Source organism: Cellulomonas sp. P4_H4 (genome assembly GCF_056400865.1).
This window is the reverse complement of record NZ_JBFUKL010000006.1, coordinates 147,719-162,025: the sequence shown is the minus strand read 5'-3', so window position 1 is coordinate 162,025 and position 14,307 is coordinate 147,719. Positions and strand designations below refer to the sequence as shown.

At 71.1% G+C, this 14,307-nt stretch carries 17 protein-coding genes; 11 read left to right on the top strand and 6 right to left on the bottom strand.

The genetic code is table 11. From position 1 onward, the window contains the following. Window positions 1-21 precede the first annotated feature (21 nt). The 6 genes from AC1DPN_RS17010 (at window position 22) to AC1DPN_RS16985 (ending at window position 6,550) form a co-directional block, all read left to right on the top strand. Complete coding sequence (locus AC1DPN_RS17010) at window positions 22-1,884, top strand: acetolactate synthase large subunit (RefSeq protein WP_477085955.1); 1,863 nt, start codon at window positions 22-24, stop codon at window positions 1,882-1,884. Window positions 1,885-1,887: 3 nt separating this feature from the next. Continuing rightward, window positions 1,888-2,412 (top strand): acetolactate synthase small subunit, encoded by a 525-nt coding sequence (ilvN, locus tag AC1DPN_RS17005; RefSeq protein WP_028047697.1) that lies wholly within the window; start codon window positions 1,888-1,890, stop codon window positions 2,410-2,412. A 47-nt stretch (window positions 2,413-2,459) separates the two neighbouring features. Continuing rightward, window positions 2,460-3,488: a ketol-acid reductoisomerase gene (gene ilvC, locus AC1DPN_RS17000; protein ID WP_477085954.1), complete on the top strand. Its 1,029-nt coding sequence runs from the start codon at window positions 2,460-2,462 to the stop codon at window positions 3,486-3,488. Window positions 3,489-3,671: 183 nt separating this feature from the next. Continuing rightward, window positions 3,672-4,220 carry an ASCH domain-containing protein gene (locus AC1DPN_RS16995; RefSeq protein ID WP_477085953.1) on the top strand — a complete coding sequence of 183 codons (549 nt, stop codon included), beginning with the start codon at window positions 3,672-3,674 and terminating at the stop codon, window positions 4,218-4,220. A gap of 71 nt (window positions 4,221-4,291) precedes the next feature. Beyond that, window positions 4,292-5,368: a 3-isopropylmalate dehydrogenase gene (locus tag AC1DPN_RS16990; protein WP_477085952.1), complete on the top strand. Its 1,077-nt coding sequence runs from the start codon at window positions 4,292-4,294 to the stop codon at window positions 5,366-5,368. 72 nt (window positions 5,369-5,440) lie between these two features. Then, the gene (locus AC1DPN_RS16985; RefSeq protein ID WP_477085951.1) at window positions 5,441-6,550 is read left to right on the top strand and encodes a branched-chain amino acid aminotransferase; all 1,110 of its coding nucleotides are present in this window, start codon (window positions 5,441-5,443) and stop codon (window positions 6,548-6,550) included. Between the two features lie 68 nt (window positions 6,551-6,618). Here AC1DPN_RS16985 and AC1DPN_RS16980 read toward each other — a convergent pair whose 3' ends face one another. Continuing rightward, complete coding sequence (locus AC1DPN_RS16980) at window positions 6,619-7,233, bottom strand: DUF6069 family protein (RefSeq protein ID WP_477085950.1); 615 nt, start codon at window positions 7,231-7,233, stop codon at window positions 6,619-6,621. A 389-nt stretch (window positions 7,234-7,622) separates the two neighbouring features. On the opposite strand from AC1DPN_RS16980, the gene cimA reads away from it, so the two are divergent. The 3 genes from cimA (at window position 7,623) to AC1DPN_RS16965 (ending at window position 11,283) form a co-directional block, all read left to right on the top strand. Beyond that, window positions 7,623-9,251 carry a citramalate synthase gene (gene cimA / locus AC1DPN_RS16975; RefSeq protein ID WP_477085949.1) on the top strand — a complete coding sequence of 543 codons (1,629 nt, stop codon included), beginning with the start codon at window positions 7,623-7,625 and terminating at the stop codon, window positions 9,249-9,251. A gap of 88 nt (window positions 9,252-9,339) precedes the next feature. After that, window positions 9,340-10,203 (top strand): hypothetical protein, encoded by an 864-nt coding sequence (locus AC1DPN_RS16970; RefSeq protein ID WP_477085948.1) that lies wholly within the window; start codon window positions 9,340-9,342, stop codon window positions 10,201-10,203. 21 nt (window positions 10,204-10,224) lie between these two features. Then, a complete protein-coding gene (locus AC1DPN_RS16965; RefSeq protein ID WP_477085947.1) occupies window positions 10,225-11,283 on the top strand; it encodes a lipoate--protein ligase family protein in 1,059 nt (352 codons plus the stop codon). Here AC1DPN_RS16965 and AC1DPN_RS16960 read toward each other — a convergent pair. Continuing rightward, a complete protein-coding gene (locus AC1DPN_RS16960) occupies window positions 11,280-11,591 on the bottom strand; it encodes a DUF202 domain-containing protein (RefSeq protein ID WP_477085946.1) in 312 nt (103 codons plus the stop codon). The two genes, AC1DPN_RS16965 and AC1DPN_RS16960, sit on opposite strands and share 4 nt — an antisense overlap. After that, the gene (locus AC1DPN_RS16955) at window positions 11,588-11,962 is read right to left on the bottom strand and encodes a YidH family protein (RefSeq protein ID WP_477085945.1); all 375 of its coding nucleotides are present in this window, start codon (window positions 11,960-11,962) and stop codon (window positions 11,588-11,590) included. Before AC1DPN_RS16955 ends, AC1DPN_RS16960 begins: the two co-directional genes overlap by 4 nt. 119 nt (window positions 11,963-12,081) lie before the next feature. Here AC1DPN_RS16955 and AC1DPN_RS16950 point away from each other — a divergent pair, with 119 nt between their 5' ends. Continuing rightward, window positions 12,082-12,246 (top strand): hypothetical protein, encoded by a 165-nt coding sequence (locus AC1DPN_RS16950; RefSeq protein ID WP_477085944.1) that lies wholly within the window; start codon window positions 12,082-12,084, stop codon window positions 12,244-12,246. A gap of 15 nt (window positions 12,247-12,261) precedes the next feature. On the opposite strand, the gene AC1DPN_RS16945 is transcribed toward AC1DPN_RS16950, so the two are convergent. Continuing rightward, a complete protein-coding gene (locus AC1DPN_RS16945) occupies window positions 12,262-12,978 on the bottom strand; it encodes a YggS family pyridoxal phosphate-dependent enzyme (RefSeq protein WP_477085943.1) in 717 nt (238 codons plus the stop codon). 41 nt (window positions 12,979-13,019) lie between these two features. Here AC1DPN_RS16945 and AC1DPN_RS16940 point away from each other — a divergent pair, with 41 nt between their 5' ends. Further along, window positions 13,020-13,418 carry a YccF domain-containing protein gene (locus AC1DPN_RS16940; protein WP_477085942.1) on the top strand — a complete coding sequence of 133 codons (399 nt, stop codon included), beginning with the start codon at window positions 13,020-13,022 and terminating at the stop codon, window positions 13,416-13,418. Here the strand turns inward: AC1DPN_RS16940 and AC1DPN_RS16935 are convergent. Both AC1DPN_RS16935 and ybaK read right to left on the bottom strand, forming a co-directional pair. Then, a complete protein-coding gene (locus AC1DPN_RS16935; RefSeq protein WP_477085941.1) occupies window positions 13,415-13,801 on the bottom strand; it encodes an MmcQ/YjbR family DNA-binding protein in 387 nt (128 codons plus the stop codon). The two genes, AC1DPN_RS16940 and AC1DPN_RS16935, sit on opposite strands and share 4 nt — an antisense overlap. After that, entirely contained in the window at window positions 13,801-14,292 is a 492-nt protein-coding gene (gene ybaK / locus AC1DPN_RS16930) for a Cys-tRNA(Pro) deacylase (RefSeq protein ID WP_477085940.1), read from the bottom strand. Before ybaK ends, AC1DPN_RS16935 begins: the two co-directional genes overlap by 1 nt. Window positions 14,293-14,307 lie beyond the last annotated feature (15 nt).

Sequence of the window (14,307 nt, the reverse complement as noted above, 5' to 3'; positions counted from 1 at the left end):
ACCGCCTCCAGGGAGACATCGATGGTCCAGGGTCCACACCCGGCACCGCCGCGAACGCCCACGCCCGCACCGACCGCGAGCGTGACGACCCCCGTGTCCAGCCCGCGCGTACCGGTCGCCACGGCGATCGGCCCGGAGCAGGTCACCGGCGCGCAGTCGATCGTCCGCTCCCTCGAGGAGGCCGGCGCCGAGGTCGTGTTCGGCATCCCGGGCGGCGCGATCCTGCCGACGTACGACCCTCTGATGGACTCGACGCGCCTGCGGCACATCCTGGTGCGGCACGAGCAGGGCGGTGGCCACGCGGCCGCCGGCTACGCGGCCGCGACCGGTCGCGTGGGCGTCTGCATGGCGACCTCGGGCCCGGGCGCGACGAACCTCGTGACGCCCATCGCCGACGCGCACATGGACTCCGTGCCGCTCGTCGCGATCACCGGGCAGGTCGGCGCGGCGCTGATCGGCACCGATGCGTTCCAGGAGGCCGACATCGTCGGCATCACGCTGCCGGTGACCAAGCACAACTACCTGGTCACCGACCCGGACGACATCCCGCGCGTGATCGCCGAGGCGTTCCACATCGCGAGCACCGGTCGCCCCGGCCCGGTGCTCGTCGACATCGCGAAGTCCGCGATGCAGGCGCGCACCACGTTCTCGTGGCCGCAGGAGCTGAACCTTCCCGGCTACCACCCGGTGACCAAGCCGCACGCCAAGCAGATCCGCGAGGCCGCACGGCTCATCGCCACCGCGCGCAGGCCCGTCTTCTACGTGGGTGGCGGCGTGATCCGGGCGCGGGCCTCGGCCGAGCTCAAGGCGCTGACCGAGGCCGCCGGTGCTCCCGTCGTCACCACGCTCATGGCCCGCGGGGCGCTGCCCGACTCGCACCCGCAGCACCTGGGGATGCCCGGCATGCACGGCACGGTCGCCGCCGTCGCCTCGCTGCAGAAGGCCGACCTGATCGTCGCTCTCGGCGCCCGGTTCGACGACCGGGTGACGGGGCTGCTGTCGAGCTTCGCGCCCGGCGCCACGATCGTGCACGCAGACATCGACCCGGCGGAGATCGGCAAGAACCGACACGCGGACGTCCCGATCGTCGGGGACCTCAAGGAGGTCATGGCGGACCTGCTGCCCGAGCTCGCCCGCGAGCACGTCCAGCACGGCAAGCCGGACCTCGAGGGGTGGTGGCGTCAGCTCGACGAGTGGCGCTCGACGTTCCCGCTCGGGTACGACGAGCCGCAGGACGGCCACCTGTCGCCGCAGTACGTCATCTCGCGCATCGGCGAGCTGTCGGGACCCGAGTCGATCTTCGCGGCGGGCGTCGGCCAGCACCAGATGTGGGCTGCGCAGTTCATCAAGTACCAGCGTCCGAACTCGTGGCTGAACTCCGGTGGCCTGGGCACCATGGGCTACTCGGTGCCGGCCGCCATGGGCGCGAAGGTGGGGGACCCGTCGCGGACCGTCTGGGCGATCGACGGTGACGGCTGCTTCCAGATGACCAACCAGGAGCTCGCCACCTGCACGATCAACGACATCCCGATCAAGGTCGCGATCATCAACAACTCGTCGCTCGGCATGGTGCGGCAGTGGCAGACGCTCTTCTACGAGTCCCGCTACTCCCACACCGACCTGAACACCGGGCACGGCACCGTGCGGATCCCCGACTTCGTCAAGATGGCCGACGCCTACGGGTGCGCCGGCCTGCGCTGCGAGACGGCCGCCGACGTGGACGCGACCATCAAGCGTGCACTCGAGATCAACGACCAGCCCGTGGTCATCGACTTCACCGTGTCGCGCGACGCGATGGTGTGGCCGATGGTCGCGGCCGGCGTGAGCAACGACATGATCCAGTACGCGCGTGGGATCAGCCCCGCGTGGGACCGAGAGGACTGAGCCATGAGCCGCCACACGCTGTCGGTCCTCGTCGAGAACAAGCCTGGCGTGCTCACGCGCGTCGCCGGCCTGTTCGCGCGACGGTCCTTCAACATCCACTCGCTCGCGGTGGGCCCCACCGAGCACGACGAGATCTCGCGCATCACGGTCGTCGTCGACGTCGACGCCCTCCCGCTCGAGCAGGTGACCAAGCAGCTGAACAAGCTGATCAACGTGATCAAGATCGTCGAGCTCGAGGACGCGGCGTCCGTGCAGCGCGAGCTGCTGCTGGTCAAGGTCAAGGCCGACACCGCGCAGCGCACGAGCGTGCTCGAGGTCGTGCAGCTCTTCCGCGCACACGTCGTCGACGTCGTGCCGGACACCGTCGTCATCGAGGCGACCGGTGGGCCGGGCAAGCTCGACGCCCTGCTCGCAGCCCTGGAGCCCTTCGGGATCCGCGAGATCGTGCAGTCCGGCACCGTCGCGATCGGGCGCGGGTCGCGCTCCATCACCGACCGTGCCCTGGAGCGGGTCAACCGCTCCGCCTGAGCATTCCCCAGTCCGTCCGAAGATCCACACACCAAGGAGATTTCACCGTGGCCGAGCTGTTCTACGACGACGATGCCGACCTGTCGATCATCGCCAACAAGAAGGTCGCCGTCATCGGCTACGGCAGCCAGGGGCACGCGCACAGCCTCAACCTGCGCGACTCCGGCGTCGACGTGACCGTCGGCCTGCGCGAGGGCTCAGCGTCCCGCGCCAAGGCCGAGAACCAGGGCCTCAAGGTGGCCTCCGTCGCCGACGCGGTCCGCGAGGCCGACGTCGTAGTCATCCTGGCGCCCGACCAGGTCCAGCGGATCGTCTACCGCGACGAGATCGAGCCCAACCTGAAGGACGGCGCCGCGCTCGTCTTCGGCCACGGGTTCAACATCCGCTTCGGCTACATCAAGCCGTCCGCGGGCCACGACGTCCTCATGGTCGCGCCCAAGGGCCCGGGTCACCTGGTCCGCCGCGAGTACGTCGACGGTCGCGGCGTGCCCGTCATCGTCGCCGTCGAGCAGGACGCGTCCGGTGCCGCCTGGCCGCTGGCCCTGTCCTACGCCAAGGCGATCGGTGGCCTGCGCGCCGCCGGCATCAAGACGACCTTCACCGAGGAGACCGAGACCGACCTGTTCGGTGAGCAGGCCGTCCTGTGCGGTGGCGTCTCGCAGCTCATCCAGTACGGCTTCGAGACCCTGACCGAGGCGGGCTACCAGCCCGAGGTCGCGTACTTCGAGGTCCTGCACGAGCTGAAGCTGATCGTCGACCTCATCTTCGAGGGTGGCATCACCAAGCAGCGCTGGTCGGTGTCCGACACGGCCGAGTACGGCGACTACGTCTCCGGCCCCCGCGTCATCACGCCCGACGTGAAGGCCAACATGCAGGCCGTCCTGGCCGACATCCAGTCCGGCGCCTTCGCCGAGCGCTTCATCAACGACCAGGACGCCGGCGCCCCCGAGTTCAAGGCCCTGCGCGAGAAGGGCCAGAACCACCCGATCGAGCCGGTGGGCCGCGAGCTGCGCAAGCTGTTCGCCTGGGTCAAGCCGTCGGAGACCGACTACGTCGAGGGCAGCGCGGCGCGCTGACCGAAGGTAGGGGCCGCCCGAAGGGTGGCACCTGACCTTCCTCACCTCGAACGGCACCGCAGGCACCCGTCTGCGGTGCCGTTCGGCGTTGGACGCCGGAGGTGTGCGCGGGCTGCGGCCGGGGCCGTTAGGGTCGGCACAGACGTGCGCGACGATGAGCGCAGGGCCGACGGAGGGACGACGATGACCGACGAGCAGGAACTGATGCAGCCCACGGCGGGAGAGGTCGAGGACCTGCGGATCACGGCGTTCTGGCAGGCGGCTCGCGGTCACGTCGGTCTCGGCAAGATGGACTCCGTGATGGGTGGCACCCCGGACGACGTCGTCCCGCCGCCCTCCTGGTCGTACGGCGAGGGACCTGAGGCCGAGTCGCTCCTGAGCCGGGTGCTCGACGGCAGCCGGACCGGGACCGCGACGCTGCTGGCCCAGCTCGTCGCCGCGAACCTCGACGTGCCCCGGGTCGGCGACCTGTCGATCGTCACCGACGCGACCGGTGAGCCCAAGGCCGTCCTGCGGACCGCCGAGGTCGAGGTCGTCGCGTTCGACCAGGTGACCGCCGAGCACGCGGTGGCCGAGGACGGCTCCGACGCGACGCTCGACGCCTGGGTCGCCGAGCACGAGGTGTCCTTCGCCGAGGTCCTCGGGGACGCGTTCACGCCGGAGTCCGAGGTCGTGCTCGAGCGGTTCGAGATCATCTACCCGACGAGCGGTCCGACGCCCGCGGTCGACTGAGCCGCCGCCCCAACCGGATCACAGTCTGAGACAGCCGTCCCGACCGGTGGGACGGGGGTTAGGCTCGTCACATGGTCGACACCACCGCTGCCCAGCACATCAACCTCGCCGTCGTCGCCGGTGACGGCATCGGTACCGAGGTGGTCGAGCAGGGTCTCCTGGCGCTCGACACGGTGCTGAACACCGGGCCGAACGCCGGTCAGGTCACGGTGTCGACGACGGACTTCGACCTGGGTGCGCGCCGCTGGCACGCGACCGGCGAGACGCTGACCGACACGGACCTCGAGGCGATCCGCGCGCACGACGCGATCCTGCTGGGGGCGATCGGTGACCCGAGCGTCCCGTCGGGTGTGCTGGAGCGCGGGCTGCTGCTCAGGCTGCGCTTCGCGCTGGACCACTACGTCAACCTGCGCCCGAGCCGGCTGTACCCGGGCGTGGCCTCGCCGCTGGGCAACCCGGGCGAGATCGACTTCGCCGTGGTCCGCGAGGGCACCGAGGGCCCGTACGTCGGCAACGGCGGCGCGATCCGCGTCGGCACACCGCACGAGGTGGCCAACGAGGTCAGCGTGAACACGGCGTTCGGCGTGGAGCGCGTGGTGCGTGACGCGTTCGCCCGTGCCGCGGCCCGCCCGCGCAAGAAGCTGACGCTCGTTCACAAGCACAACGTGCTCGTGCACGCCGGCCACCTGTGGCGCCGCACGGTCGAGGCCGTGAACGCCGAGTTCCCGGACGTGACGGTGGACTACCTGCACGTGGACGCGGCCACGATCTTCCTGGTCACCAACCCGTCGCGGTTCGACGTCATCGTGACCGACAACCTGTTCGGCGACATCCTCACCGACCTCGCCGCGGCCATCACCGGTGGCATCGGCCTGGCGGCGTCGGCGAACATCAACCCGGACCGCACCGCCCCGAGCATGTTCGAGCCCGTGCACGGCTCGGCCCCGGACATCGCCGGCCAGGGCAAGGCGGACCCGACGGCCACGGTGCTGTCGGTCGCCCTGCTGCTCGAGCACCTCGGTCTGACCGACGCCGCCGCCTCCGTCGAGAAGGCCGTCGCCGACGACATCGAGTCGCGCGGGAACGCCGAGCGAGTACGGTCGACGGCCGAGGTGGGCAAGGACCTAGCTGCGCGCATCGCGGGCTGAGCTGTCCCCGTCTGTCCCCCGGCCGTCCTCACCGGTACCGTCGTTTCCGACTCTGGTGAAAGGCCCCCGATCATGAGCACCCTCGCGACATCCACCTCCGCAGACCTCTTCGAGATCACGCGGACAGACACACCCGTCCCCGACGCCCGGCGCGAGGCTGCGCTCGCCGCGCCGAAGTTCGGCACCGTGTTCACCGAGCACATGGCCCGCATCTCGTACTCGCAGGAGACCGGCTGGTCGAACCGGCGCGTCGAGAAGTACGGCCCTCTGCAGATGGACCCGGCGACCGCCGTGCTGCACTACGCGCAGGAGATCTTCGAGGGCCTCAAGGCGTACCGGCACCCCGACGGGTCGGTCTGGACGTTCCGCCCGCAGGCCAACGCGGCGCGATTCGCCAGGTCCGCGCACCGGCTCGCGCTGCCCCCGCTGTCGGAGGCCGACTTCCTCGGGGCGATCCAGGCCCTCGTCGCGACCGACGTGGCCTGGGTCCCGGGCGGCGAGGAGACGAGCCTGTACCTGCGGCCGTTCATGTACGCGTCCGAGACGTTCCTCGGGGTGCGTCCCTCGCTCGAGGCCGAGTTCCTCGTGATCGCCTCTCCCGTCGGCCCGTACTTCGCGGGCGGGGTGCGCCCGGTGTCCATCTGGGTCGCCGAGGACTACCACCGCGCAGGCGCGGGGGGCACCGGCGACGCCAAGTGCGGCGGCAACTACGCCGCCAGCCTGCTGCCGCAGCAGGAGGCCTACGCCAAGGGCTTCGAGCAGGTCTGCTTCCTCGACGCGTCGACCAACACGTACCTCGAGGAGCTCGGCGGCATGAACGTCTGCGTCGTGTACGCGGACGGCAGCGTGGCCACGCCTCCTGTCTCGGGCTCGATCCTCGAGGGCGTCACGCGATCGTCGATCCTGCGCCTGCTCACGGATGCGGGCCACGAGATCTCCGAGCGCCCGATCACGCTGACCGAGCTCAAGACCGGGCTGGCCGACGGATCTGTGAGCGAGGTGTTCGCGTGCGGGACTGCGGCGGTGATGACCCCGATCGGCCGGATGGCCGGCGAAGGGTTCGACCTGACGGTCGGCGACGGCACGGCCGGACCGGTCACCACCCGCATCCGGGCCGAGCTGACGGACATCCAGTACGGCCGCGCGACCGATCGGCACGGCTGGCTGCACCGGCTAGCCTGAGTCCCGCTCTCAACAGGTACACCGACGGCCGGCCACCCGAGGGGKGGCCGGCCGTCGGTGTGTGCGGACTACTCGACGACGGTGCCGGGCCGCAAGGTGCGCGAGAGCACGCCGGTCAGCAGCGACCAGATGGCGATGCCGACGAGCAGGTTCACGAAGCCTGACCAGGCTGCCGACTCGGTGGAGTCCGTCCACGTGAACGGGATGACGGCTGCGACGACGATGCCCAGGAACATGAGCCAGCCGAAGAACGCCCGCGGCTTCGGCGTGGACAGGACCAGCAGCTGCAGCAGCGCACCGGCCACCACAGCGGCCAGGACGCCGCCGACGACGTAGGCCGCGCCGACGGAGTCGGTGCCGAAGACGTCCTTCACGATGAGGTCGATCTCGAAGATCTGGTCGAGGATGATGACGCCGACGACACCGACCAGTGCCGCGACCATCGCGGTCGCGACGACACCTGCCCAGTAGCGACCGTTGTCGATGGTCGGGCCGCTGGGCTGCGGCGGGGGCGCTGCCGCAGCGGTGGGCGGGAAGATCCCCGGCGGCTGCGTCGCGGCGACCGGCACGACGACGGGCTGGACGACCGGCTGGACGACCGGTGCTGGAGTGGTCGGCGGCGGCACCTCACCGGGGTGCTGGTAGGCCGACTGCCGTTCGGGCGGCGGGTTGGGGATCGACATGCGGTCTCCTCGGGACTCGTCCCACGTGTGGCCGGGCAGCCGCACACATCCACGCTAGCGAGGACCGGGCGTGCGTGCGCACACTCGCGCAACTCGCCTGCGGACAACGTGTCCAAGGGGTGGAACGGGTGACCGCCAGACGTGACGTGTGCCACCATGCGAGTGTGAACAGCGCCACCCTCATTATCGAGTAGCGCGTCGGCCCACCCGCTGACGCGCAGACCTCCCGTACCCCGGGGGGTCTTTTTGTTGGTCGAGGCACCACCCCCGCCCCGGCTACCGTCGACTGCACCGGCACACCCCCGCCGGACGCAAGGAACGCAGCACCGCAGCATCGACGTCGTCTCTGAAGCATCACGCACCTGTTCCAGCACCGAAGAGAGCACACCGTGTCCGTCCACGCACTGCCCACCCCCTCGTTCCAGGTCTACGACACGACCCTGCGCGACGGCGCCCAGCAGGAGGGCATGAATCTCTCGGTCGCCGACAAGCTGCTGATCGCGCCGCTGCTCGACGAGCTCGGCGTCGGCTTCATCGAGGGTGGCTGGCCGGGCGCAGTGCCGAAGGACACGGAGTTCTTCAAGCGGGCCGCCAAGGAGCTGGACTTCCGCAACGCGGAGCTCGCGGCGTTCGGCAGCACCCGCAAGGCGGGCGCCCGCGCGGTCGACGACCCCCAGGTCCGGGCGCTCGTCGACTCCGAGGCACCGGTGGTCGCCATCGTCGCCAAGCACGACCTGCGGCACGCCGAGCGGGCCCTGCGCACGACGGGCGAGGAGAACATCGCGATGATCGCCGACACCGTCGCGTTCCTCGTGCGGGAGGGCCGCCGCGTCGTCGTCGACGCCGAGCACTTCTTCGACGGCTACCGGTTCGACCCGGCGTACTCGCGGGCCGCGGTCCTGGCAGGGTTCGAGGCCGGCGCCGAGGTGGTCGCGCTCTGCGACACCAACGGCGGCATGGTGCCGGCCTGGGTCGCGGAGATCGTGCACGAGATCCGTGACGCGGTGGGCCCGGAGGCGATCCTCGGGATGCACGCGCACAACGACTCGGGCTGCGCCGTAGCCAACACGCTCGCCGCCGTCGAGGCCGGGTGCACGCACGTGCAGGGCACCGTGAACGGGTACGGCGAGCGCACGGGCAACGCCGACCTGCTGGCCGTCGTCGCGAACCTCGAGCTCAAGTACGACCTGCCGGTGCTCGCGACGCAGGAGGGCCGTCCCGGCGGCCTGCGCGACCTGACGCGCATCGCGCACGCGATCAGCGAGATCACGAACATCTCGCCGTTCGCTCGTTCGCCGTACGTGGGCGCCAGTGCGTTCGCGCACAAGGCCGGTCTGCACGCGTCGGCGATCCGGGTGGACCCGGACCTGTACCAGCACACCGACCCGGCCAACGTGGGCAACGACATGAGGATGCTGATCTCGGATATGGCCGGTCGCGCGTCGATCGAGCTCAAGGGGCGCGAGCTCGGCTTCGACCTGGCCGACCGCCCGGACGTGCTCGGTCGGGTGACGGACCGCGTGAAGGACGCCGAGGCCAACGGGTACACGTACGAGGCCGCCGACGCGTCGTTCGAGCTGCTGCTGCTCGAGGAGCTCAACGGGCAGCGGACGCAGTACTTCACCGTCGAGTCGTGGCGGGCGATCGTCGAGCGTCGCGGACCCCGCGGGACGCCGGCCACCGCCGAGGCCACCGTCAAGCTGCACGCGGGCGGCGAGCGCATCGTGAGCACCGGCGAGGGCGTCGGACCGGTGAACGCCCTCGACCACGCGCTGCGCCAGGCGCTGGTGCGCGTGTACCCGGAGCTCGAGGAGTTCGAGCTGATCGACTTCAAGGTGCGCATCCTCGACTCGAACTACGGCACCGACGCGATCACACGCGTGCTGATCGAGATGAGCGACGGCAAGGACGCCTGGAGCACGGTCGGGGTGGGCCCGAACCTGCTCGAGGCGTCGTGGGAGGCGCTCACGGACTCGGCCATCTGGGGGCTGTACCACCACGGCATCTCGCCGCGCTGAAGTTCATCCCTGCAGCCGCCGCGCGCGCGGCTAATCTCGGGACCTGACGACCGCGACGGCGGTCGACGCGTCGAGAGAGGGAGCGTTGGTGTCCGGCTCCGCCCCCGCGCCGCACGATCCGGCACCCGCGGAACGGGCCCGCCCGCCTCGGGGTGGAATCGGCTGGTGGTGGCTGCTCGTGGCCGTCGGTGCGATCGCCCTCGTGACGCTCCTGGTCGCGGAGCCGTGGACGCCGGTCGAGACCGAGCCGACCCCCACGGCGACCTCCCCGCAGACCCCGACGGTCCCTCCCGTGCCGTCCGCGACACCGTCCGTCTCGGTCGCGCCGCCCGGGGCCGATGCGGTGTTCGACGCAAACACGGCTCCTGGCCTCTTCGTGACCGCAGCGGACCTCGTCGCGGACGTGCCGGCGGCCGAGCCGGGCGTCGACCCGATGATCCTCGCCGGCGAGAGCCAGTGGGGGCTGCCCGCGGGCACGACGATCGAACCGGTGTCGTGCACCCTCGCGCGCACCGTCGTCGACGCGCCACCGGCGTGGTTCGACAGCCGTAGCTGGGGCAACGACGCGCTCCACTTCCAGCAGGACGTCGTCCTGCTCGGGACTCCGGAGGAAGCGAGCGAGGCGTTCCGCGAGCTCGTCACGACCGTCGACGCCTGCCCCGAGTACCGCCAGGTCGTCGTGGACGGGGACGGACCGACCTGGACCGCGGAGCCGGCGATCGAGGGGCAGGGGGTCTACCCGTCCATCGTCCTGCAGCAGGAGCGGTCGGACGGCGTCACCGTGCCGCAGTACACCGGCCACATGCTCGTCGGGAACACGATCGTCTCGTGGACCGCGGACGCCCTGACGACGGCCGACACGGACGTCGCGCTGGCCACGCTCGGCGACCCCGAGTCGCTCTCGGCGATGGTCCAGGACCGGGCGCAGCTGGCCGTTCGCGCTCTCGGCTGACACTCCACCTAGGCTGGCCGCGTGCACGGTGAGTACAAGGTCCCCGGCGGAAAGCTCGTCGCGGTCGACCTCGAGGTGGTGGACGGGCTCCTACGGGACGTGAGCGTCAGCGGCGACTTCTTCCTCGAGCCCGACGAGGCCCTCGAGGTCATCTCGACGGCGCTCGACGGACTGCCGTACGACGCGGGCACGACGCGCCTCGCGGAGGCCGTCACGCAGGCCGTGGACCGGTTCGGGCTCCCCGTGACCATGGTCGGCTTCGACGCCCGCGCGGTGGCGACCGCGGTGCGGCGCGCGCTCGGCTGGTCGACGGTCTGGGCCGACCACACGTTCGAGCTGATCCACCCGGGTCCGCTGCCCCCGGCAGTGCACGCCGCCCTCGACCAGGTGCTCACCGAGGAGCTCGCCTCAGGGCGCCGCGGGCCGACGCTGCGGTTCTGGGAGTGGGTGGAGCCGGCCGTGATCATCGGGTCGTTCCAGTCGCTGCGCAACGAGGTCGACCTCGCAGCCGCGGAGCACTACGGCATCACGGTGGTCCGGCGGATCTCGGGCGGCGGGGCCATGTTCATGGAGGCGGGCAACTGCATCACGTTCTCGATGGTGGTGCCCGCCTCTCTGGTCGATGGCATGACGTTCGAGGAGTCCTACGCGTTCCTCAACCAGTGGGTGCTCGGCGCGCTCGCCGACGTCGGCGTGCAGGCCTCGCTGACGGGCCTCAACGACATCTCGTCCCCTGTGGGCAAGCTCGCCGGCTCGGCGCAGAAGCGCGTGGTCGGCGGCGCGGTGCTGCACCACGTGACCATGTCGTACGACATCGACGCGGACAAGATGCTGCAGGTGCTGCGCATCGGACGCGAGAAGCTCTCGGACAAGGGCACCGCGAGCGCGAACAAGCGCGTCGACCCGGTGCGCTCCCAGTCCCAGCTGCCGCGGGAGTCGGTCATCGACGCGTTCGTCGCGCACTTCCGTCGGCTCTACCCGACGGTGGACGGCGAGCTGCGGCCGGAGGAGCTCGCGCGCGCCGGCGAGCTCGTGGAGACGAAGTTCTCGCGGGCGTCCTGGACGGCCCGCGTTCCCTAGAGGCCCTTGAGCAGGACGAGCGCGAGCGCGCCGACGCCGAGCACCAGGAGCCCGCTCGCGCAGACGGCGACGAGCCGCCCGTCGAACGACGCGGTGCCCTCGGTCTGGTCGATGTTGCGGCGTCGGGAGCTGATCGCGAGCGCCGTCGCGGCGACGGCAGCGACGATCGCGACCACCCACGCGGCGGCACCCGCGTACGCCTGCAGCAGGTGTGCCGCGACGACCGCCGAGCCCGTCAGTGCGAGCGCGGTGCGTCGCCAGGCGAGGTGGGTGCGCTCGGCCGCGAGGGTCGCCTGGGGTGCGGTCATGAGATCACGAGACCGATGAGGACGAGCAGGCCGGCGAGGCACACACCGACCACCAGGAGCCCGAACGCGGACGGCGAGGGGAGCGGGGTGCCGAGCCGGACAGCACGCTCCGCCTGCGCCCACCCGATCCACGCGGTCAGCGGTGCGACGAGCCCGACGACCACGAGCACGAGGGCCGCGGAGAACCGCAGGTGCGGCTCGATCGGCAGGTTGAGCGCCTCGAGCGCGACGCCGCCCGCGAGCAGCGCCAGCGAGGTCCGGATCCAGGCGAGGAACGTGCGCTCGTTGGCCAGCGAGAACCGGGCATCGGGCTCGTCGCCGACGCGGTAGACCCAGCGCGGGAACCTCTTGTCGTCGGCCACGGGACCCATCTTCGCGTCAGGAGCCGCGGCGGAGCACCACGAACGCGCCGACGAACCCCGCGAACGGCCCGATCTCGACGTATCTGGACAGGTGCCCGCAACTCCTCCTGGCGACGAAGGAGGACACGATGACCACCGACACCACCCTCGACCGCGAGATCCGCCGCATGTGCGTGCTGCACGCGCGCGAGCTGGCGAGCGTGCGCCGACGCACGAGCAGCGCGAGGACCCGCGCGGCTGCCGTGGTCGTGCTGCGCGGAGGCGCTCGGGCGACGTCGAGACGCCGCGCCTAGCTCCTGGGACCCGCTTCAGGCCGCGGGCCGCGCCCCGAACAGCGCGCTGCCGACACGCACGATCGTCGCGCCCTCGGCGATCGCGAGCTCGAGGTCGCCGCTCATGCCCATCGACAGCTCACGGGCGTCGGCAGTGCCCGGAGACCCCGAGCCGACGACCTCGTCGCGAAGCTCCCGCAGGACCGCGTACCCCGCGCGCACCACGTGCGGGTCGAGCGAGTTCGCGCCGACCGTCATCCAGCCGGCCAGCCGGATCCCGCCGAGCGCGCCGATCGCACGGGCCAGGTCGGCGGCCTCCGACGGGGCGACGCCGTGCTTGGTCGGCTCTCCGGAGACGTTGACCTGCACGTACACGTCCAGATCGGTCGCACGTGCAGCCAGCCGCTCGGCGAGGTCCAGCGACGCGACGGACTCGATGCACGACGCCCACCGCAGCGCCGCGTTGACCTTGTTGGACTGCAGGGGCCCGATCAGGTGCGTCGTCACACCGAGGTCCCGCAGCGCCGGGCCCTTGGCAACGAGCTCCTGCACGCGGTTCTCGCCGACGAGCACCGGGTGCGGCACACCGTCGTCGGCCGCGACGGCAGCCCGGATGGTCTCGGCGTCCTGCGTCTTGGTGGCCAGCAGGAGCCGCACGGACCCGGGGGAACGGCCGGCGGCGCTCTCGGCGGCGGCGATCCGGGCCCGCAGACGTGCGAGCCTGTCGGCCACCGCGGCGGGGTCGACGGTCATGGAACGCACCATAGCGGCGAATCGTGCGGCACTCTTGACCTGTGAAGACGCTGCTCAACATCATCTGGCTCGTGTTCGCGGGTCTCTGGCTCGCCATCGGCTACGTGCTCGCAGGCATCCTCTGCTGCATCCTCATCGTCACCATCCCGTTCGGCATCGCCTCGTTCCGGATGGCGAGCTACGCGCTGTGGCCGTTCGGGCGGACCGTCGTCGACAAGCCCACGGCCGGGGTCTGGTCGGTCATCGGCAACATCATCTGGATCCTGGTGGCGGGCTGGTGGCTCGCCCTGATGCACATCGTCACCGGCATCCTCGAGGCGATCACGATCATCGGGATCCCGCTGGCGCTGGCCAACTGGAAGATGGTGCCGATCTCGTTGGTGCCGCTCGGCAAGGAGATCGTGCCGTCGGACCGGACGATGGCCGCCTACGGGCACTAGAGCCCTTCTGGGTGCTCCGCGAGCCACTGCTCGGCGAGCTGGCGGGGGGCCGCGCGCAACCACGCCTCGACGATCGCGTCGGACAGCTCCTCGACGTCGATGACCGCCAGCCGGACGAGCACCGCGGGATACCCGTTGAAGTGCGGCGTCACGAAGTACGCGTCGGGGCGCCGGGCCAGCATCTCGTCCTTGGTGACGAGGTCCCCGGTGTGCACCATCACGATCGGCCCGTCCGGGACCGCGTCGCCGAGCGCCTTGAGGTCGGCGGGCCGGAGCGGTCGCTCCTTGACGACGAGCTTGCCCCGCACCAACCACGTCAGCTGGTCCTGGGTGGTCTCGGGCAGCGCGAGGGCCACCGCCTCGACGTCCTCCCAGGTGGCCATCAGTCGCGCGCGATGTCCGCGACGGTGGCGTCCGTGAGGCGGACGAGGTCGTCGGGGGAGAGCTCGACGTCGAGTCCGCGTCGGCCCCCCGAGACGAACACCGTGTCGAAGAGCCACGCCGTCTCGTCGATCACGGTCGGGTGCGCGGCGCGCTGTCCCAGCGGGGAGATGCCGCCGACGACGTACCCGGTGGCCCGCTCGGCAGCGTTCTTGTCCGCCATCGCGGCCTTCTTCCCGCCCGCGGCGTGCGCGAGGGCTTTTAGGTCGAGCTGGCCCGTCACGGGGACGACCGCGACGGTGAGCGTCCCGTCCACGCTCGTCATGAGCGTCTTGAACACCTGCTCGGGCGGTACGCCGATCGCGGCGGCCGCCTCCAGGCCGTAGCCGAGGTCGCTCGCCGGGTCGTGCTCGTAGGCGTGCGCGGTGTGCTCGACGCCCGCCGCGGTCAGGGCGACGAGGGCCGGCGTGCCGGTCGGTGCGTGCTTGGCCACGGCCTCAGCCTATTT